Origin of the sequence: Martinezella lusitana (assembly GCF_016901135.1) — a bacterium.
Classification (GTDB): Bacteria; Pseudomonadota; Alphaproteobacteria; order Rhizobiales; family Rhizobiaceae; genus Rhizobium; species Rhizobium lusitanum_D.
In genome coordinates this window covers 566,049-586,635 of sequence record NZ_JAFEVL010000045.1, presented here as the reverse complement: position 1 = coordinate 586,635, position 20,587 = coordinate 566,049, and the positions used below count along the sequence as shown (strand labels likewise).

The 20,587-nt window shown below is 61.3% G+C and carries 19 protein-coding genes; 16 read left to right on the top strand and 3 right to left on the bottom strand.

Annotation, left to right across the window (positions count from 1 at the left end):
• Position 1: 1 nt before the first annotated feature.
• Both JTP94_RS18570 and JTP94_RS18565 read left to right on the top strand, forming a co-directional pair.
• A complete protein-coding gene (locus JTP94_RS18570) occupies positions 2 to 1,723 on the top strand; it encodes an ABC transporter ATP-binding protein (protein ID WP_204851934.1) in 1,722 nt (573 codons plus the stop codon).
• Positions 1,724 to 1,803: 80 nt separating this feature from the next.
• Positions 1,804 to 2,991 (top strand): mandelate racemase/muconate lactonizing enzyme family protein, encoded by a 1,188-nt coding sequence (locus JTP94_RS18565; protein WP_204851933.1) that lies wholly within the window; start codon positions 1,804 to 1,806, stop codon positions 2,989 to 2,991.
• 122 nt (positions 2,992 to 3,113) lie between these two features.
• Here JTP94_RS18565 and JTP94_RS18560 read toward each other — a convergent pair whose 3' ends face one another.
• The 3 genes from JTP94_RS18560 to JTP94_RS18550 form a co-directional block, all read right to left on the bottom strand.
• The gene (locus JTP94_RS18560; RefSeq protein WP_204851932.1) at positions 3,114 to 4,424 is read right to left on the bottom strand and encodes an MFS transporter; all 1,311 of its coding nucleotides are present in this window, start codon (positions 4,422 to 4,424) and stop codon (positions 3,114 to 3,116) included.
• Positions 4,425 to 4,646: 222 nt separating this feature from the next.
• Positions 4,647 to 4,853: a KTSC domain-containing protein gene (locus JTP94_RS18555; protein WP_034506791.1), complete on the bottom strand. Its 207-nt coding sequence runs from the start codon at positions 4,851 to 4,853 to the stop codon at positions 4,647 to 4,649.
• A gap of 119 nt (positions 4,854 to 4,972) precedes the next feature.
• Positions 4,973 to 5,404 (bottom strand): VOC family protein, encoded by a 432-nt coding sequence (locus JTP94_RS18550; protein WP_204851931.1) that lies wholly within the window; start codon positions 5,402 to 5,404, stop codon positions 4,973 to 4,975.
• Between the two features lie 69 nt (positions 5,405 to 5,473).
• Between JTP94_RS18550 and JTP94_RS18545 the strand changes: the two genes are divergently transcribed.
• The 14 genes from JTP94_RS18545 (at position 5,474) to JTP94_RS18480 (ending at position 20,460) form a co-directional block, all read left to right on the top strand.
• Positions 5,474 to 6,043: a TetR/AcrR family transcriptional regulator gene (locus JTP94_RS18545; RefSeq protein WP_204851930.1), complete on the top strand. Its 570-nt coding sequence runs from the start codon at positions 5,474 to 5,476 to the stop codon at positions 6,041 to 6,043.
• Positions 6,044 to 6,240: 197 nt separating this feature from the next.
• Positions 6,241 to 7,227 carry a BMP family protein gene (locus JTP94_RS18540; protein ID WP_037193134.1) on the top strand — a complete coding sequence of 329 codons (987 nt, stop codon included), beginning with the start codon at positions 6,241 to 6,243 and terminating at the stop codon, positions 7,225 to 7,227.
• Between the two features lie 12 nt (positions 7,228 to 7,239).
• Entirely contained in the window at positions 7,240 to 8,664 is a 1,425-nt protein-coding gene (locus JTP94_RS18535; protein ID WP_204851929.1) for an amidase, read from the top strand.
• On the top strand, positions 8,661 to 10,187 hold the full coding sequence (locus tag JTP94_RS18530; protein WP_204851928.1) for an ABC transporter ATP-binding protein: 1,527 nt from the start codon (positions 8,661 to 8,663) through the stop codon (positions 10,185 to 10,187). The genes JTP94_RS18535 and JTP94_RS18530 overlap by 4 nt, the downstream gene beginning before the upstream one ends.
• Complete coding sequence (locus tag JTP94_RS18525; RefSeq protein ID WP_204851927.1) at positions 10,177 to 11,226, top strand: ABC transporter permease; 1,050 nt, start codon at positions 10,177 to 10,179, stop codon at positions 11,224 to 11,226. The genes JTP94_RS18530 and JTP94_RS18525 overlap by 11 nt, the downstream gene beginning before the upstream one ends.
• The gene (locus JTP94_RS18520; protein ID WP_204851926.1) at positions 11,223 to 12,164 is read left to right on the top strand and encodes an ABC transporter permease; all 942 of its coding nucleotides are present in this window, start codon (positions 11,223 to 11,225) and stop codon (positions 12,162 to 12,164) included. Before JTP94_RS18525 ends, JTP94_RS18520 begins: the two co-directional genes overlap by 4 nt.
• Before the next feature lie 14 nt (positions 12,165 to 12,178).
• On the top strand, positions 12,179 to 13,471 hold the full coding sequence (locus JTP94_RS18515) for an amidohydrolase family protein (RefSeq protein ID WP_204851925.1): 1,293 nt from the start codon (positions 12,179 to 12,181) through the stop codon (positions 13,469 to 13,471).
• A 227-nt stretch (positions 13,472 to 13,698) separates the two neighbouring features.
• Entirely contained in the window at positions 13,699 to 14,583 is an 885-nt protein-coding gene (locus tag JTP94_RS18510) for a dihydrodipicolinate synthase family protein (protein ID WP_204851924.1), read from the top strand.
• A 21-nt stretch (positions 14,584 to 14,604) separates the two neighbouring features.
• The gene (locus JTP94_RS18505; RefSeq protein WP_034506779.1) at positions 14,605 to 15,264 is read left to right on the top strand and encodes a GntR family transcriptional regulator; all 660 of its coding nucleotides are present in this window, start codon (positions 14,605 to 14,607) and stop codon (positions 15,262 to 15,264) included.
• 51 nt (positions 15,265 to 15,315) lie between these two features.
• Positions 15,316 to 16,647: an ABC transporter substrate-binding protein gene (locus tag JTP94_RS18500; protein ID WP_204851923.1), complete on the top strand. Its 1,332-nt coding sequence runs from the start codon at positions 15,316 to 15,318 to the stop codon at positions 16,645 to 16,647.
• Positions 16,647 to 17,582: a carbohydrate ABC transporter permease gene (locus JTP94_RS18495; RefSeq protein ID WP_204851922.1), complete on the top strand. Its 936-nt coding sequence runs from the start codon at positions 16,647 to 16,649 to the stop codon at positions 17,580 to 17,582. Before JTP94_RS18500 ends, JTP94_RS18495 begins: the two co-directional genes overlap by 1 nt.
• Before the next feature lies 1 nt (position 17,583).
• Positions 17,584 to 18,399, top strand: a complete 816-nt coding sequence (locus JTP94_RS18490; RefSeq protein ID WP_204851921.1) for a carbohydrate ABC transporter permease — start codon at positions 17,584 to 17,586, stop codon at positions 18,397 to 18,399.
• A 31-nt stretch (positions 18,400 to 18,430) separates the two neighbouring features.
• Complete coding sequence (locus JTP94_RS18485; RefSeq protein WP_204851920.1) at positions 18,431 to 19,489, top strand: ABC transporter ATP-binding protein; 1,059 nt, start codon at positions 18,431 to 18,433, stop codon at positions 19,487 to 19,489.
• Complete coding sequence (locus JTP94_RS18480) at positions 19,486 to 20,460, top strand: sugar kinase (RefSeq protein WP_204851919.1); 975 nt, start codon at positions 19,486 to 19,488, stop codon at positions 20,458 to 20,460. The genes JTP94_RS18485 and JTP94_RS18480 overlap by 4 nt, the downstream gene beginning before the upstream one ends.
• Positions 20,461 to 20,587: the final 127 nt, after the last annotated feature.

The window sequence follows — 20,587 nt, the reverse complement described above, 5'->3', positions numbered from 1 at the left end:
CATGACCGATATCGTTTCGATGGCCACCACCCGCCCGCTATTGCAGGTGAAGAATCTGACCGTCGACTTCCCCTTGCGCAACGGCACCTTCCGCGCGGTCGACAATCTCTCCTTTGCCATCGAGCCCGGGAAGACGCTTTGCGTCGTCGGCGAGAGCGGGTCGGGCAAATCGGTGACGGCACGCTCGATCCTGCAGATCGTCGACGCACCGGGGCGCATCAGCGGCGGCTCGATCGTTCTGAATGCGGCGAACGGCAGCTCCATCGATCTCGTCAAACTCAATCCACGCGGCCGCCAGATCAGGGCGATCCGCGGGCGCGATATCGCCATGATCTTCCAGGAGCCGATGGCCTCACTCTCGCCGGTGCATACGGTCGGCGACCAGATCATGGAAGCGCTTCGTCTTCATACCAGGATGAGCAAGGCGGAAGCACGTGCCGAAGCGATCTCGCTGCTGAAGCAGGTGGAAATCCCCTCCCCGGAAAAAGCCGTCGACCGCTACGCCTTTCAATATTCGGGCGGCATGCGCCAGCGTGCGATGATCGCCATGGCGCTTGCCTGCAAGCCTCAGCTTCTGATCGCCGACGAGCCCACAACTGCGCTCGACGTGACGACGCAGGCCGAGATACTCGACCTGATCGCACGCTTGCAGAAGGCCTACGGCATGGCGGTGCTGTTCATCACCCATGACATGGGCGTCGTGGCCCAGATCGCCGATGACGTGCTCGTCATGCACAACGGCCTCGTTAGGGAGTACGGCCCGGTCGAGCAGATCTTCCATGCGCCCAAGGACGACTATACACGCATGCTGATCGGCTCCGTCTTGAAGCTCGAGGACAAGGCCGAGATCCGCCTGGCGCGCCCGCCGCTCGACCGGACAGTGGCCCCCATTCTCGAACTGCGCAACGTATCGATGGCCTTCGGCGAAGTCCGCGCCCTGAGCGACGTCTCGATATCGCTTCTACCACGCGAAACGCTCGGGATCGTTGGCGAGAGCGGATCCGGCAAGACCACCATGGGCCGCTCGATCATGCGCCTCATCGACCCCAGCGCCGGAGAGATCCTCTATCGCCGTGTCGACGGCGGCATCGTCGATCTGGCAACCGCCAGGGGATCCGCGCTTGCGGCTGCGCGCCGCGAATTGCGCATGGTCTTCCAGGATCCGTTTGGCTCGCTCAATCCGCGCATGACCGTTTCGCAGATCATCGGCGAGCCGTTGCTCGTCAACGGCGTTGCCCGCGGCCGGGCGCTCGAGGAGCGCGTCTGCCACCTGATGGAACAGGTCGGCCTCGACCCGAAGACGCGCGAGCGTTATCCGCATGCCTTCTCTGGCGGCCAGCGCCAGCGCATCGGCATTGCCCGCGCCATCACTCTCAATCCCCGCATCATCGTCGCCGACGAGGCGACGTCGGCGCTCGACGTCTCCGTCCGTTCGCAGGTGCTCGATCTTCTGATGCGGCTGCAGGACGAGCTCGGCCTCGCCTATATCTTCATCAGCCATGACATCGGTGTCATCCGTTACATGTGCGACCGCGTCGGCGTGATGTACAAGGGGCGTCTGGTCGAAGTCGGTGATGCCGAGAAGGTCTGCAACGCCCCGGAACACGCCTATACGCAGGCACTGATATCGGCCATCCCGCGCCCCGATCCACGCGATCGGGATCGCTCAGGACGCTTCCGCTATGTCGAGCCGGAGGTCCTGAAAAATGGAAGCGCGGCGTGATCAGATCACCATGGCAAAGATTTCCAAACCTGCGGCTCTTCCCACGCCGCGTCCATAACCATCGATAGAAGGAAATAGAGATGAAGATCGACCGCATGCGGGTGTTCATGACCCGCGACAAGGACCGCCCGCGCGTCATCGTCGCGCTCGACACGGATGACGGACTGACGGGCTGGGGCGAATGCTACAATCACGGTCCCGACAAGGCGCTGCCGCCGCTGCTTGACTATCTCTACGGCTTCATCGCTGGCCAGGACCCGACCCGCATCGACTATCTCGTCAACCTGTTGATCCAGCAAAGCCGGTTCCCGCCCGGCGCGCTCGGCCTTGCCGCAATCTCCGCTCTCGATCATTGCCTCTGGGATCTTTCGGCCAAAGCGCTCAACGTCCCCGTCTACAAGCTGCTCGGCGGCGCCGTGCGCGATCGCGTCAAGGTCTATGCCGGCGTTTATACCGCACCCGATGCGCCGGCAGCGCGTGACGAATTCGACCGCCTGAACGCCGAATGGGGCTTTACCGCCTTCAAGCTGAGCCCCTGGCGCATCGACATGCATGCCCACCGCTGGGGCAATGTCGTCAAGGCTTCCGCCGACTATTTCCGCTCGCTGCGCGAAACCGTGCGCGACGATTACGAAATCGCCTTCGACGCACATGCGAAGATCTTCGAGCCGGTTGCCGCGCGCCAGCTCGGCAATGCGCTCGCACCCTACGACCCCCTTTTCTACGAGGAGCCGCTGCGCCCTGAAAACATCGAGATGTGGGGCGAGTTGAAGCAGGGGCTCAATTGCGTGCTGGCGACCGGAGAGTCGCTCTATAATCGCAACGAATTCCTGCGCCTGCTGCAGGTCAAGGGCGCGGATCTCATTCAGCCCGATATCTGCGTCGTCGGCGGCATCAGCGAGATGCGGCGTATCGCAACGCTTGCCGAAGCCCACTTCGTCGGCGTCGCCCCGCACAATCCGATGGGTCCGCTGGCAACGGCCGTCAATGTTCACTTCTCGGCCGCCGCCCAGAACTTTAGAATACTCGAATACCGGCTGCCGAAGGGGCAAGCCTATGTCTATGGCGGCAACGATATCGAAAAGCGGCAGGGCGAGACCCGTTATGTCGTCGATCCCTACCTGCCGAAGGACGGCTATCTCGCGCTGCGCCCCGACAGGCCCGGCTGGGGTGTCGACATCGACGAGAAGGCGATGGAGGAAGAGGGTTACATTCATTGGCAGCGGCGCGTGCCCAAGCGCCCGGATGGCTCCTACGCTTTTGCCTGACCGTTTGTCGGGGAGCGGCTCTCGAGTGCCGTGACGGCAACTCGCTCACCTTAAAGGAGGCGGGCGGCCCATGACCGCCCGTCTCGTTCGATAAGCAGCGCCTCCACGAGCAGACGCTACGATCACTTGACCCGCGCGGCGCCTGGACTGCCAAGGTCGTGCGATTTCGGCGTGCTTGGCACCATGCGCCCGATCACGAGAACCAATAGAGCCGCTGCAAACAGGCAGGCGGCAAGGAAGAACATCGGCGCAATCGTGCTTCCGGTGGAATCCTTGATCCAGGGGACGACGTTCTGGGCGACGAAGCCGCCGAGATTGCCGACGGAGTTGATGGCGGCGAGGCCTGCCGCGGCTCCGGCACCTTGCAGGAAGCGCGAAGGCAGGCTCCAGAACACCGGCTGACCTGCGAAGATGCCGGCTGCCGCAATGCACAGGAAGGTAAACTGCAATGTATGATCGGGGATCACGGCTGACAGTACCAGGCATGCAGCGCCGACAAGGGCGGGAATGACGATGAACGGCGTCTTCGAGGTCGCCTTATCCGCCGCCGCCGGCACTGCGTAAAGCGCGACCGCGACGAGGAGCCAGGGGATGATGTTCAGGAAGCCGTTCGTCGTGTTGCTGACGCCGAAATTCTTGACGATCGTCGGCAGCCAGTAGCTGAGCCCATAGGCCGCCAGCGGGAAACCGACATAGCAAAGCGCCATCAGCAGCACGCGTGGATTGATGAGTGCACGGAAACCATCGGAGGCGTTTTGCTCCATGCCTGAATTTTCCACCGCAAGCCTGTCCTTGAGCCAGGTCTTTTCCGCGTCGCTCAGAAACGAAGCCTTCAGAGGCAGATCGGGCAGATAAAAAAACGTGATGATGCCGGCAATGATGGCGGGAATGCCGGTGACGAGGAAGACCCATTGCCATCCGGCCATGCCATAGAGCCCATTCAGATCCAGCAGGACGCCGCCGAGAGGCGCACCGATCGCATTGGCGAATGCGCTGAAGATCATGAATAGGCCGACCATGGTGCCGCGATAGGCCGAAGGATACCAGAGGGTCAGCAGATAGAGCACGCCGGGAAAGAAGCCCGCTTCGCAGGCGCCGAGCAGGAAGCGCAGAATATAGAACATGGTCGCATTCTGCGTATAGGCCAGGGCGACCGTGACTATCCCCCAGGACACGAGGATACGCGCGAACCACTTGCTGGCACCGAACCTGTCGAGAAGCAGGTTGCTCGGGACCTCGAACAGGAAATAACCGATGAAGAACAGCGAGGCGCCAAGACCATAGGCATATTCGCTCATCCCCAGGTCACCGACCATCTCCAGCTTTGCGTAGCTGACATTCTGACGATCGATGTAGGCGATCAGATAGAGGATCCCCAGAAATGGCATGAGCCTCCAGGTAATCTTGGAGATAAGCTGCTTCTCATCAACCACGTCTCTTCCTCCCTGCAAGACGATATTGAGGGATGTAGATAGCGCAACTCAGCGTTTATCAATGCGAGATTTGACGGAAAGTCGGCAAAAGCGCCATCGAAGCAATGGCCGCCAAAAGGCGGCCTGCCCATGCTTTGCCATCTGAGAAAAGCCCGCCGAGAATACCGTTTTCATGAAGCAGCGAACGCATTATCGTTCCAGCGCCGATACCGGCAGGAAAGCCTAAGCGACGCGTTCGAACTGCGTGCGGATATGCTCGATGTAGTGCTGGCCGGGCGAAGGCGCCTTCACCATGGCGGCCACAGCCTTTTGCGGTACACCGGTGAACTGGCGTTCCTCGCCATTCTTGAAGCGAATGAAAAGGCGCCCGTCATCGGGGCGGAAGAAGACGGATTTAATGATCTTTGACGAAACTGGAAGCTCTTGCATGGGTCACCTACCTTTGTTTCGCTTTGTTGCACGAAAACCGAAAACATTGAGTGAAATGACCTAGTTAACGAAAGATAGAATTGCTTCAGCAGATTTTACGGATCACGGCTTGCCCTCTATTATTCCCCCTTCGGCAAGGCATCATCCGCATAGAGCGCCGCAAACTCGGCGCTCGGCGGTATAGGCTTGATGATGTCGATCAGCACGCCATTCGGATCGGCGGTAATGAAATGGCGTTGACCGAAAGCTTCGTCGCGAATGGCAAGCAGGATCGGCAGGCCGGCTTCGCGCGTGCGCTCATAAACAGCGTCCACATCTTCCACTTCGAAATTAAGCAATAGACCCGCGACCCGGCCGCGCCCGGCCGCCGGGATCGTCTCGTGCCGCCCGTCCAAAATGGCAAGGTTGATCCCACTGTCCTGCGCCGATTGCAGATGCACATACCAGTCGCTGGCGAAATTTTCCTGGAAACCGAAATGCTCGATGTAGAAGGCTGCGGTCTCCTCAACGCGCTCCGTCATGATGACAGGATAATAGCTCGTCACCTTCATGCTTCCCACTCCCCATAAAATAACATACAGTCTGCCTGTATTTCCACAAATAACATACAGGCTGCATGCATGCAAGACTATCGCTCCAATCGGGAAAGAACCGAGAAGACCAAAGCGGCGCTGATCGCAGCCGCGCGGACGCTCTTCGTGGAAAAGGGCTATGCCGAAACATCGACGCCGGAGATCGTCACCGCGGCCGGCATCACCCGCGGCGCGCTCTATCACCATTTCGAAGACAAGCGCGCGCTGTTTCGCGCCGTCGTGCGGGAGGAAGCCCTTGCGGTGACGCGTGACATAGAGCGGGCCACCCCGGAGCGCCTTGCGCCGCTCGACGCGCTGATTGCCGGTAGCAACGCCTATCTCGATGCGATGCGGGTTGTCGGCCGCACCAGGCTTCTCCTGATCGAGGGACCGACCGTGCTCGGCTTTATGGAAATGAAGCAACTGGACGAGGAAACGACCGCCCTCACCTTGAAACATGGCCTAGAAGCCGCGCTCGGCCCAGGTAGTGGCTCACGTATTCCCGTCGATGCATTGGCGGATATCCTTTCGGCCGCATTTGATCGGGCGGCCCTTGCCGGGGATGCAGCTCGCTATCGTGCCGCCATTGCCCACATGATCGGGCGCGTGGCCGGCTGACCCTACTCGCGCCAAAGCGCCCTATCAGATACCAGGACGCCGGCTGGATATCGGCTGTTTCAGAGGGTCGGAAACTGATCGTGACAAGAAGGCACTGGTTGCGCGCGCATATTATTTAAGCATGCCGATTGCTTGACACTTTTTTAGCCCCCACCTATGATTTTTACCAAATGATCAAAAAGCAGGGGATCAGAAAAATGACCAATGAAATCATACTGTCACGTCGTGCCGTCATCGCTTCCGGCATCGCGCTTGGGGTAAGCGCGCTTGCGCCGGCCGCCCGTGCCGCCGCGCCGCTCAAAGTGGCCGGCATTCATGCCTCACCCGTCGAAAACGCCTGGAATTCCTGTCTTCACAAGGCGCTCCAGGACGCGGCCAAGGAGGGTGTTATCGAATACGTCTTTTCCGAAGGCGTCTCGGGCACCGATTATCCCCGCGCCATGCGCGAATATGCCGAACAGGGCAACAAGCTGATCATCGGTGAAGCCTATGCGGTGGAGAAGGAAGCGCGCCAGGTCGCCGCAGACTATCCGGACACGGCCTTCGTGCTCGGGTCGAGCGGCGAAGCGGCCGGCAGCAACTTCGGCGTCTTCGGCACCTGGAACCATGACGGTGCCTATCTGGCCGGCATGCTGGCAGGCAAGATGACCAAATCCAACGTCGTCGGCTCCGTGGGGGCGATCCCGATCCCCGAAGTCAATATGCTGATCAACGCCTTCGCCGCAGGCGTCAAGGCGGTCAATCCCGACTGCAAGCATCTGGTCTCCTTCATCGGCACATTCTTCGATCCGCCCAAAGCGCGCGAGGCGGGCCTTGCGCAGATCGATGCCGGCGCCGACGTTCTCTTCGGCGAGCGCATCGGCACAGCCGACGCGGCCAAGGAGCGGCACATCAAATCTGTGGGATCGCTCATCGACTACACGCCGCGCTATCCGGATACGGTCTTCGCCAACGCCATGTGGTACTTCCGTCCCATTCTCAACGCTGCCATCGCCGATGCCGCCGCCGGCAAGCCGGTCGGCCGCAGCTACACGGCCTATGGCCTTATGAAGGAAGGCGGCAGCGATATCGTCTACGTCAAGGGTGTCGCGCCGGCGGACGCCGAAGCCGCAATGGAGAAGGTCCGCACCGACATCAAGGCCGGCACCTTCGAAGTGCCGAAGATGATGGATCAGCCGAAGTAATTCGGCTCGATCATGAGCAGCCAGTCATCGGCCGACGCCACGGACCTCGCCGGCGCCATCAAATCCGGCAAGCTCACCTGCATGGACGCCATGCGGGCCTCTCTTGCGGCTTGCGCAGTCCATGAGGACCTCGGTGCCATCGTCCATCTCGACGCCGGGATGGGTCTTGCGGCCGCGCAAGTGATGGATGGAGAAGCGTCGGAGCAGCCCGAGCGCTTTGCGGCGCGATCATTCGCGGGCGTGCCGACCATCGCCAAGGATCTCGGCGGCCCCTTTGCGGGGCTGCCGGTGACGGCCGGCTCACGTCTTTTCGAGCGCAAAGGTGGTGAGGCCGACAGCGATCTGGCAAGGCGATTTCGCGACGCGGGCCTCTGCCCGTTCGGGCTGAGCACCAGCCCGGAGTTCGGCTTCTCGCTCGCCTCCGAGCCTGCCGTCGGTCCGATCTGCCGAAACCCGCTGGATCCGAGCCGCACCGCAGGCGGCTCCTCCGGCGGTGCGGCGGCAGCCGTTGCCGCCGGCATCGTGGCGATTGCCCATGCCACGGACGCGGGCGGATCGATCCGCGTGCCGGCCGCGTGCTGCGGCTTGGTTGGCCTGAAGCCGACCCGAGGCGCAATGCCTGCCGGCCCCGCTTTCGGTAATCATCTCGGCGGCATTGCCAGCGAGCTTGCCGTCACCCGTTCGGTACGCGATACAGCCCGAATCTTCGCTGCCCTGCGCGGCAACACGAAGGGACCCTTCGCCGACATCGCGGAGCCTACCGCCGAAAAGGGGCGCCTTCGGATCGGCCTGCTCGCAGATACCGGCGAGCGTTACCCGACCGCGGCCGACAGGCTGGAGGCGGTAGAAGCGTCCGCAGGCTTCCTCGAAAAGCAGAGGCACCGGCTTATCCCGCTCGCCTGGACTGACGTCGACGAAGCGGTCGCAGCCGGCGCCCGCGCCTTCGGCGATATCATTTCCGTCAATATCGCTGGCTTGGTGGACGACCTCAAACTGGATATTCTGGCGACAGAGGCAATGACGCAGGCTTTCATCATGCGCGGACACGCCATGCCGGCGACGGCACTTTGGAACGCCCTCAATGGCGCGGTAAGAGCGAGCCGCACACTGTGGGACCTGTTCGAGAAGGTCGATGTCATCGTCATGCCGATGCTGGCTACGGCACCCCCGCCGATAGGCTCCTTTCCAACGGATCATGCCGACACCGACCTGCATCTCGAGCGGATGACGGCTTTCGCGCCGCTTGCGTCGCTTGCCAACGTCTCCGGCTTTCCGGCCATTACGCTTGCCTTCGGCGCCGATGCCAATGGCCTGCCATTGCCGATCCAGCTCATGGCGCCGATGGGCGAGGACGCGCTACTTCTGTCGCTTGCGGCGCAGCTTGAAGCCGATGGGCGCTGGCAGCACCGCCATCCGATCGTGGGGCTGGCCGCATGAACACGCCTGTTCTGACGATCGAAGGTGTCAGCAAGCGTTTCGGCAGCACCGTTGCCAATGACAATATCTCGCTAACGCTCGCCAAAGGCGAGATTGTCGCCCTGCTCGGCGAGAACGGTGCCGGCAAGACGACACTGATGAGCATTCTCTTCGGCCACTATGTGCCGGACACCGGGCGCATTCTTGTCGACGGCGCCGAGCTGCCGCGTGGCAAGCCTCGCGCTGCAATTCGCGCCGGTGTCGGCATGGTGCACCAGCATTTTTCGCTCGCGCCCAATCTGACTGTGCTCGAAAACGTCATGACCGGCACGGAGACGCTCTGGTCCCTGCGATCGCAGACCGGAGCCGCGCGCAGAAAACTGATGGCGATTGCCGAGCGCTTTGGCCTGAAGGTCGATCCGGACGCACGCCTCGGTGACCTCTCGGTCGGCGAGCAGCAGCGAGTGGAAATCCTGAAGGCGCTTTATAACGATGCGCGTATCCTGATCCTCGACGAACCGACGGCAGTGCTCACACAAATCGAAACGGAACGGCTGTTCGCGACCCTAAGGGAGATGGCAACACAGGGCCTGTCATTGATCTTCATCTCGCATAAGCTCGATGAAGTCATGGCGACGGCCGATCGTATCGTCGTCCTGCGTGGCGGCAAGGTTGAGGCTGAACGGCGGGCGACCGAGACCAACAAAGCGGAGCTTGCGGAACTCATGGTCGGCCATCGTGTCACTCGGCCAACCCGAGAAGCGAGCACGCCGGGTGATATCGCGCTGGAGGCACGCGATATCACCGTGAAGATCGGCGATGTCGAGCGATTGAAGAAGATCAGTTTCCACCTGCGCGCCGGCGAGATTCTCGGCATTATCGGCGTATCCGGCAATGGCCAGGCGGCGCTGGGACAAATCTTATCCGGCACGCTGGCCCGCACATCAGGCGAGCTTCTGCTCTTTGGCGAGCCCATCGATAATCCAGATGTGGCCGAGATCATTGGCGCCGGCATCGGGCGTATTCCCGAGGACCGAAACCGCGACGGCGCGATCGGCGAAATGGCGATCTGGGAAAATGCCGTGCTGGAGCGCCTGCCATCTTTCTCGAAGCACGGGCTGGTCGACCGCAGGGCCGGCATGGCCTTTGCGCAGGAGATCATCGATACATTCGATGTACGCGGCGGCAGCCCGGCGAGCCGCACCCGGCTTCTGTCCGGCGGCAACATGCAGAAGCTGATCCTCGGCCGCAATCTATATGAACGACCGCGCATCCTTGTCGCCGCCCAGCCGGCACGTGGCCTGGACGAAGGGGCGGTGGCGGCCGTTCACGGCCGCATATTGGAGGCACGCCGGCAGGGCACGGCCGTGCTTCTGATTTCTGAGGACCTGGATGAAGTCATTGCCCTGGCCGACCGTATTCAGGCAATCGTCGGCGGCAAACTTTCAGCGCCCATCGATGCGGACGAGGCGGATGCACGCTCGCTGGGGCTGATGATGGCCGGAGAATGGAAAAGCGAGAGCGAGGCCGGCCATGCGGTTTGAACGGCGCGAACATCGCTCTCTTTACATGATGGTCCTCGCCCCGTTGCTGGCGATCGTCGCGGCCCTGGCGCTGGCGGGGGTACTCATTGCCATTGCCGGCGCGCCCGTTCTCGAAGCCTATTGGCGCATCCTCATGGGTGCCTTCGGTTCGCGGCTTTCCGCTACCGAGACGTTGACACGCGCCACGCCGCTGATCCTGACGGGATTGGCGGCCGCGGTCGCCTTTCGAGCCCGGCTTTGGAATATCGGCGCCGAGGGACAGTTCTATTTCGGCGCGATCGCGGTCGCAGCCTCCGGCTCGAAAATGCTCGCCGGCCTGCCGGCTCCGATCCTGATCCCGCTGCTTCTGGTCATCGGCGCGACTGCCGGCATGGTATTGATCCTCGTTCCCCTATGGTTGAGACTTCGCTTTTCCGTCGACGAGGTCGTTACCAGCCTCATTCTCAATTTCATCGCCGTGCTTTTCGTCTCCATGCTGATCGATGGCGTGCTGAAGGATCCGACGGCTTTCGGCTGGCCGCAATCCCAGGCTGTCGTCGATCATGCCATGCTGCCGAAACTGATCGCCCGCTCCCGCCTGCATATCGGTTTTGCGATCGCCATCGCGCTTGCCGCGCTCGTCTATTTCATCCAGTCACGCACCGTCTTCGGCATGCAGTCACGTGCCGCCGGTCTCAATCCGTCGGGTGCCGTCTTTGCCGGCGTCCGGCTTGGATCAACGCTGGTAAAGGTCGCCTGCCTTTCGGGCGGCCTTGCGGGCCTTGCCGGCGCAATCGAGGTGCTGGGCGTCAAGGGCTATGTCACGACGGATCTGTCGCCGGGTTTCGGCTATGCCGGTATTGTCGTCGCCATGCTTGCCAATCTCAATCCGCTCGGCGTGGTGCTGGCCGCAATCTTCACGGCGATGATGTTCGTCGGCGCCGATGGGATGAGCCGCAGCCTCGGCATTCCCACCTATATCGCTGATGTCACGGTCGCTTTGTCACTGCTGACCATGCTGATTGCGCTGTTCTTCACGCAATACAGGATCCGCCGATGAGCACGCTGTTCGACATCATCGCTTCCGCCGGGCTCTGGGCCGCCGTGCTGCGCATAGCCACGCCGCTGATCTTCGGCACGCTTGGAGCGCTTCTATGCGAGCGAGCCGGCGTCCTCAATCTCGGCATCGAGGGCATCATGACCTTCGGCGCGATGATCGGCTGGCTCTCGGTCTATCACGGCGCCGATCTCTGGACCGGACTTCTGATTGCTGCGCTCGCCGGCGGCATTTTCGGCCTGCTGCATTCGGCGCTGACGGTAACGCTCGGCCTGTCGCAGCATGTTTCCGGCCTTGGCGTGACGCTCTTCGCGTCCAGCTTCAGCTATTATGTCTTCCGGCTGATCGTGCCGGTCGCCGGGACGCCGCCGACCATCATACCCTTCCAGCCGATCGCCATTCCGGGGCTTTCCACCATGCCCTTCATCGGCCCTGCCCTTTTCACGCAGACCGCGCCGACCTATCTTGCGATCCTCGTGGCGCTCGTCATGGCCTACATCATCTTCCGCATGCCGATCGGGCTTGCGATCCGTATGACAGGCGAAAATCCGCATGCCGCCGAAGCCCAGGGTGTCAACCCGATGAAAGTTCGCTACGGCGCCGTCATTGCCGGCAGCGCCTTGATGGGAATGGGCGGAGCATTCCTCACACTTTCCGCTTTCAACAGCTTCTTTCCGACCATGGTGCAGGGCCGCGGCTGGATTTGCATCGCGCTCGTCGTCTTTTCGTCCTGGCGGCCGGGTCGAGCGCTGTTTGGAGCGCTGCTTTTCGCCTTCTTCGATGCCTTCCAGCTACGCCTGCAGACCGCTGTGCAAGGCGTGCCCTATCAGATCTTTTTGATGACACCCTACATCCTGTCCATCGTTGCGCTCGCCGTCATGAGCCGGCGCGCCCGCGTGCCGCAGGCACTGATGCAGCCCTACCGCCGTGGCGAAAGATAAACCGAGGAGTTTTCATGTTCGACCTGATCATTCGCAGCGCCAATCTGCCTGACGGCCGCAAAAGCATCGATATCGCGATCAAGGATGGCAAGATCGCCGCCAACGAAGCCTCGATTGCCGCCGAGGCGAAGGATGAGATCGATGCGACCAATCGGCTGGTGAGCCCGCCCTTCATTGATCCGCACTTCCATATGGATGCGACCCTGTCGCTCGGCCTGCCGCGTATGAACGTGTCAGGCACGCTTCTGGAAGGCATAGCACTCTGGGGAGAGTTGCGCCCGATCGTCACGAAGGAAGAGCTCGTCGAGCGCGCGCTGCGCTATTGCGATCTTGCCGTTACGCAAGGTCTGCTCTTCATCCGCAGCCATGTCGATACCTCCGACCCGAAGCTGGTAACGGCCGAGGCGCTGCTCGAAGTCAAGGAGAAGGTGAAGCCCTATATCGACCTGCAGCTCGTCGCCTTCCCGCAGGATGGCTATTATCGCGCCAGGGACGGTGTTGCCTCCCTCTCACGCGCCCTTGATATGGGCGTCGACATCGTCGGCGGCATCCCGCATTTCGAGCGCACCATGGATGAAGGCAAGGCCTCGGTCGAAGCGCTTTGCAGGATTGCCGCCGATCGCGGCCTTCCCGTCGACATGCATTGCGACGAAACCGACGATCCCATGTCGCGTCATATCGAAACGCTGGCGGCCGAAACCATCCGTTTTGGTCTGCAGGGCCGGGTCGCCGGCTCGCATCTGACCTCGATGCATTCGATGGACAATTACTACGTCTCCAAGCTCATCCCGCTGATGGCGGAAGCGAAGATCAACGTCATCCCCAACCCGCTGATCAACATCATGCTGCAGGGCCGGCACGATAGCTATCCGAAGCGCCGCGGGATGACGCGCGTGCGCGAACTGATGGACGCCGGCCTCAACGTTTCCTTCGGCCATGATTGCGTGATGGACCCCTGGTATTCGATGGGCTCGGGCGACATGCTCGAAGTCGGCCACATGGCGATCCATGTCGCTCAAATGGCCGGCATCGAGGACAAGAAGAAGATCTTCGACGCGCTGACTGTCAATTCCGCCAAAACGCTCGGCCTCGAAGGCTACGGGCTGGAAAAGGGCTGTAACGCCGATCTCGTGGTGCTGCAGGCGGTCGACACGGTGGAGGCGCTGCGCCTGAAGCCCAATCGTCTGGCCGTCATCAAGGGCGGCAAGGTGATCGCCCGCTCGGCGCCGCGCATTGGCGAGCTCTTCCTCGATGGCAGACCATCGCTGATCGACGGCGGGCTCGACTACGTGCCTATTCAGAAGTAGCGCACTAGCTGCATCGCGGCAGGCGCGGGAAACCTTACATTCCAACGCGCCTCTTACTGCTTAAAAGTCGGATCGCCGAAATCCCTGGCCGAATTCGTATGGCCGGCGCTGGTATTGGCATGCTTCTCCACAAAGTGAAACTCAGTCATGACCAACTGAACGAAACTCCGCTTTACAACTAACATGTCAGCATGATACGCCTGATCGCACAAGATCGGGAGGATCGGATGAGAGAGAGTTTTGGCCTGTCGGCCGCCTTGGCAACACCCTTTGACGCCGATGGCGAGATTGCCGCTTCGGGCGTGGTCGCGCAGGCCAGGCACTGCCTTTCCAATGGCTGCAAGAGCGTCACTCTTTTCGGCACTACGGGCGAAGGCGCATCGATCGGCATGCAGGAGCGCCAGCAGGTGTTGGCCGCGATGATGGCTGAGGGCATCGCTCCCTCACAGATCGTCATGGGTGTCTTGGTCGACGCAGCCGAAGATGCCGCCGCGCAGGCAAAGCAGGCGCTTGCGCATGGCGTCCGCAACATCCTTCTCGCGCCGCCCTCCTATTTCAAGAATGTCAGCGATGACGGGCTTTTCAAATGGTTCGCGGCCGTCTTCACCCTGCTCGGCGCGCATGCGCGCGACGTGATCGTCTACAATATCCCTTCCGTAACGATGGTGCCGCTCTCTGTTTCTCTCGTCGGCCGTCTGCGCGCCGCCTTTCCGGATGTCGTCGTCGGCGTCAAGGATTCCTCCGGCGACTGGCCCTATACCGAAGCGCTGTTGAAGACGCATGGTGACCTCATCATCTTGATCGGCGACGAACGGCATCTGGCACGCGGGGTGCGCCTCGGTGGACAAGGCGCCATCTCCGGCATGGCGAACCTGCTTCCCCGCGAAGTGCAGGCCATGGCTGAACAAGGTGTCGATGATGCCAATGTCGAACGTTTCGTGGAGGAACTGCTGCGCTATCCCGTCATCCCGTCCATCAAGGCAATCCTCGCCCGCTTGACGAATGAGGAAAGCTGGCTTGCCGTGCGCCCGCCGCTTGTGCCAATGAGCAAGGACGATTGTGACAAGCTCTTTGCTGCCTTCGACGCGTTGTTCCGCGCCAAGGCTGCCTAACCCAATTGCCCGGAGCTGCGGATGGATGGAACTGGCGAACAGCCGACGTTGAGAGAGAAGGCCTATGAGAGCTTCACGCGCCATCTGCTGGCGCGCGACGTTCGGCCGGGCCAGTTCATCTCGCAGCGAAGGCTCGTCGAGCTGACGGGACTGACGCTTGGAGCGATCCGCGAACTCATCCCTCGGCTGGAGGCGGAAGGGTTGATCAAGACGGTACCGCAGCGCGGATTGCAGATCGCCCATATCGATCTCGACCTGATCCGCGAAGCCTTCCAGCTTCGCATCTTCCTGGAGAAGGAAGCGGTAGCGCTTTTTACCTATTCGGCTTCAGACGATACGATTGCGAAGCTTATGAAGGAACACCGCGACATCGCCGACGCCATCCGGGCCGGCGACAACTCGCCGGAGCTCGAGCTTCACGCGCAATCGGTGGATTGGGGCATGCACGACGCCTTCATCGACGCGCTTGGCAATACCATCATTTCGAATGCGTACCGGGTCAATTCCATCAAGATGCGCCTGATCAGCCAGGACAGGTTCCGCATCAACGGACATGTCGGACCCGTGATGAACGAGCATCTGAAAGTGCTCGAAGCGATCCAGCGACGATCGGCCGAGGAGGCGGTTGCCGCTCTCGCCTCCCACATCAACGGAGCACGGGATCGCGCATTGAAGATTTGAATAAACAAGGCCGCAAATGAGGAGATTTCCGGCCAACGGAGGAGGAATAGGATGTCATCGTCATTTTTCAATCCGACGCGTCGCGGCTTTATGGCCGGCACGGCAGCGCTCGGAGCAACAAGCCTTCTGGGCGTGCGTTCCGCATCGGCGGCCGTCGACTGGAAGCGCTTTTCCGGCACGACGCTCGAAGTCAACCTGATCAAGAGCCCGCGCAGCGACACGATCCTCAAATATCTGAACGAGTTCGAAGCGCTGACGGGGATTAAGGTCAACGCGGAAGCGACGCCGGAACAGCAGCAGCGCCAGAAGACGACGATCGAACTCAGCACGGGCAAGCCGAGCTTCGACGTCGTCCATCTGAGCTATCACGTCCAGAAGCGTCAGTTCGAAAAGGGAGGCTGGCTTGCCGATATCAGCGGTTTCCTGAAGGATCCGTCCCTGACCGATCCGTCACTGACGGAAAGCGATTTTGCCGAGGCCGGCCTGAAATTCGCCAAGGACCCCGCTGGCGTCATGCGCTCCCTGCCTCTCTCGGTGGATTACTGGATCGTCTATTGGAACAAGTCCCTGTTCGAAAAGAAGGGCCTTGCCTATCCAGAAACCTTCGAAGACATGGCCAAGGCCGCCGAGGCGCTGACCGACAAGTCCAGCAACACCTACGGCTTCGTCGCCCGCGGCCTGAAGAATGCCAATGCCCCGGTCTGGACGACCTTCATGCTCGGCTACGGCGCAACGCCGCTATCGGCCGACGGCAAGTTGCAGACGACATCGCAGGGAGCGGTGGATGCCGCAACGCTCTATCAGCGCCTGATGACAAAATCGGCTCCTCCCGGCGTTTCCGGCTTCAACTGGGCCGAAGCGCAGTCGGCCTTCCTGCAGGGCAAGATCGGCATGTGGCTCGATGGCGTCGGCTTCGCGCCGCCGATCGAAAATCCGGAAAAGTCCCGCGTGGTCGGCCAGGTCGGCTACGGCGTCATGCCGAAGGGACCGAACGCGCAGGCCGCAGCGACCACCGGCGACGGTATCGGCGTAACCGCTGCCAGCCAGAAGAAGGAAGCCGCCTACCTCTTCTGCCAATGGGCGATCTCCCACGACATGGGCGCGCGCCTGCTGCAAGCCGGCGCCGGCGTTCCGTTCCGCCAGTCCATTCTCGAGGATCAGAAGGTTCGCGAGGGCGTCAAGATGCCTGGCGCCTGGCTGGACGCCGTAGCCGGCTCCGCCAAGGTATCGCAGCTCGCTTTGCCCGTCATCATTCCGGTCACCGAGTTCCGTGACATCTACGGCGTTGCACTGACCAACATGATCGGCGGCGCCGACCCGGCAAGCGAACTGAAGACGGCGACGGCGCAGTTCGAACCGGTGCTGGCGCGAAGCGAGGGATAATGGCCTCCGTGAGCATTGAAGATCCCAGGGCGACCACGGCAAAGGAGAGGAGCAAGCCGAGAAGGCTTGCTCCCAATTACTGGCCATTCGTCGTTCCCGCGCTGATCGTGATTGCAGCCGTCATCGTCTTTCCCTGGGTTTTCACCCTGTGGATGAGCGTGAACAAATGGACGCTCGGCCAATCGCAGAGTTTCATTGGCTTGGACAACTACGTCCGGCTGGCAACCGATCTCCGCTTCTGGGAATCGCTCTGGCATACGGTTCTCTATACAGTGCTATCCGTCGTCGCTCCGCTGATATTCGGAACGCTGGCAGCCCTCATCTTCGATACGAATTTTCCGCTGCGCGGCTTCCTGCGCGGCGTCTTCGTTATGCCGATGATGGCGACGCCGGTCGCGGTGGCGCTCGTCTGGACCATGATGTTCCATCCGCAGCTCGGCGTGCTCAACTACATGCTATCCCTCGTCGGCATTGGACCGCAGGAATGGATCTACAATCAGGTCAGCGTCATCCCCTCGCTCGTTCTGGTCGAGGTCTGGCAATGGACACCGCTGGTCATGCTGATCGTGCTCGGGGGTCTCGCCTCCGTGCCGCGCGAACCCTATGAGAGCGCCGAGATCGATGGCGCCAATGTCTGGCAGAAATTCCGTTACCTGACGCTGCCGATGATCGCGCCCTTCCTGATGATCGCCGTCATCATCCGCGGCATCGACGCGATCAAGAGCTTCGATATTATCTATGCAATGACTCAGGGCGGACCGGGAACGGCGTCCGAGACCATCAACATCTATCTCTACAACACCGCTTTTGCCTATTACGACATCGGTTATGGCTCGGCCATGGCAGTGGTGTTCTTCATCGTCATCGTCGCGCTTTCCTTCATGCTTCTCATGATGCGCCAGCGCACGCGATGGACCGACGCGGAGGGGCATTGACATGAAGCGCTCGACACTCAACCGCCTCGGCCTGCTCTTCGTGGCCCTGGTCATGGTCTCGCCGGTCGTCCTGTTCTTCCTTTGGATGATCTCGCTGTCGCTGAAATACGAGATCGACAGCGGCGCCTATCCGCCGATCCTCATTCCGGACCGTTTCGCCTGGTCGAACTACGTCCAGGTCTTCCAGGAAAATAACTTCTTCCTCTATTTCTGGAACTCCATATTGGTAACGGGTGCGGCCACTCTGCTCGCACTTATCATCGGTGTGCCGGCAGGCTACGGCATCGCGCGATTGAAGGCGGAAAAGTCGGCAATCGTCATCATGATCGCCCGCATGACGCCGGGCCTCTCCTTCCTCATCCCTCTGTTTCTGCTGTTCCAATGGCTCAATCTATTGGGAACACTCTGGCCGCAGATCATCATTCATCTCGTCGTCACCGTCCCGATCGTCGTCTGGATCATGATCGGCTATTTCGAGACGACCCCGATGGAATTGGAGGAGGCCGCAAGCATCGATGGTGCCACTCCTTGGCAGGTCTTTCGCCTGGTCGCCCTGCCGATCGCGCGGCCCGGTATCGTCGTCGCCTTCATTCTCTCAGTCATCTTCTCCTGGAACAACTTCGTCTTCGGCATCGTGCTTGCCAGCCGTGAGACCCGGACGCTGCCGGTCGCCGTCTACAACATGCTCTCCTTCGAGCAGGTGAGCTGGGGACCGCTTGCAGCTGCCGCCCTGATCGTGACGCTGCCGGTCCTCGTCCTGACCATGTTTGCGCAACGGCAGATCATCGCGGGCCTGACTGCCGGCGCCGTCAAATGACGCACCTCCTCTTTCCGACAGGATCACATCCATGGCACCCGTAAACATCCAGAGCATCCAGAAGCGCTTCGGCCAGGTGAAGGTCATCCACGATATCAGCGTCGATATCGCCGACGGCGAATTCGTCGTCCTCGTCGGCCCGTCTGGATGCGGGAAATCCACCTTGCTGCGCATGATCGCCGGCCTGGAAGAGGTCAGCGACGGCGAAATCCGCATCGGCAAGCGCGAGGTCAGCCATCTGCCGGCGCGCGACCGCGACATTGCGATGGTCTTCCAGAACTATGCGCTCTATCCGCATATGACGGTCGCCGAAAACATGGGCTTCGCACTGAAGCTGAAAAAGGCAGGCGCGGCCGAGATCACGGCAAAAGTCGCGAAGGCCGCCGCCATTCTCGGCCTGGAAAACCTGCTCGACCGGCTTCCCCGCCAGCTTTCAGGCGGCCAGCGCCAGCGCGTCGCCATGGGCCGGGCGCTGGTGCGCGATCCGCAGGTCTTCCTGTTCGACGAGCCGCTTTCCAACCTCGACGCCAAGCTGCGTGTGCAGATGCGCGGCGAGATCAAATCCATGCATCAGCGGGTCGGCACGACGACGATCTACGTGACGCATGATCAGGTTGAGGCGATGACCATGGCCGACAAGATCGTCGTGCTTCACGGCGGCCTCATCGAGCAGGTCGGTGCGCCGCTCGACCTCTATGATCGCCCCGCCAACCTGTTCGTCGCCGGCTTCATCGGCTCGCCATCGATGAACTTCATCGACGGCAGGATCGAAGAGGGTGTCTTCCGCAGCGAGAAGGGCCTTATCCTGCCATTGCCGGAAGGATCTCCCATCGCACAATATGGCGGCCGCCCGCTTGTCTACGGCATCCGGCCCGAACATATCCGTGTGGCGACGAATGGCATCTCGGGACGGGTCGGCATCGTCGAGGGCACGGGATCAGAAATCTACGCCAAGCTCGATTGCGGCGGCGAGGAAATCTCCTGCCTGTTCCGGGAGCGGCTGAACATCCGCTTCGGCGACAGGATCGATATCGCCATCGATCAGGCCAGCGCGCATCTCTTCGACAAGGCAAGCGGAAAGCGGCTTTGACATCGTCGTCTGTTTTCTATCCGCCGGCAGGCGCCCCAAGGCATGTCCTCTGCGTCGGCGCTGCCGTTCTCGACACACTCTTTCGAGTCCGAACGCTGCCATCGGGCCAGGGCAAGGTCCTGCCCTATGACATGCTGCAGATTGCCGAAGGCATGGCCTCGAGTGCGGCCTATGCAGTCGCGCGCCTTGGCGGCAAGGCAAGCCTTTGGGGGGCGGTTGGGAATGACGATACCGGTGAGCGGATCATTCGCGAACTGGGTGGCGCCGGCATCATCACCGAAGGCATGCTGCGCGTCGAAGGCGCCCGCTCTGCCGTCTCGACCATCCTGGTGGACGACGACGGCGAAAGACTGATCGTTCCCTTTTACGATCCGAACCTGCACCACACCACGAAAGCCTTCACGCCCGAAGACATCGCCGCTTTCGATGCCGTGCTCGTCGACGTCCGCTGGCCGGCACTGGCGCTGAAGGTCCTGCAAACGGCAAGAGGCCTTGGAAAACCGGCCATCCTCGACGGCGATGTCGCACCCGATGGGATCATCGAGCAGCTAGCGCCTGAGGCGACACATGTGGTCTTCTCCGAGCCTGCCGCGCAGCGCCTCACCGGAACCGAAGATGTCGCCGAAATGGTTGACCTATTGAAACAGAAGTTCAGCCGTTCCTTCATCTGCGTGACGGCAGGTGCAGCCGGCAGCTTCTGGTTCGACGACCACAGTGATGGGATCCGGCACAGCCCGACAATTCCCATAAAGGCCGTCGACACGCTGGCTGCCGGCGACATCTTCCACGGCGCCTTCGCCCTCGCGATAGCCGAAGGCAAAATGCCCGCAGAAGCCATCCGGTTCTCGTCCATAGCCGCCGCAATGAAATGCGAGGTGTTTGGAGGGCGATCAGGCGCGCCGACGCGCGCCGATGTCATCGCGCGTGACACCAAGCCTGCCATAGATTGTAACATTCAATTCCTGGCATAGAGCTCTGTCGCCCATTGTTTCCGGGGGTGACACTGATGCACGCGTGGATTATATAAATTCCCGCGACTCAAGCAGGAGGATCGCCAGATGAGAAATTTCAGCACCCACTAGCGCTGAACGGCGACGC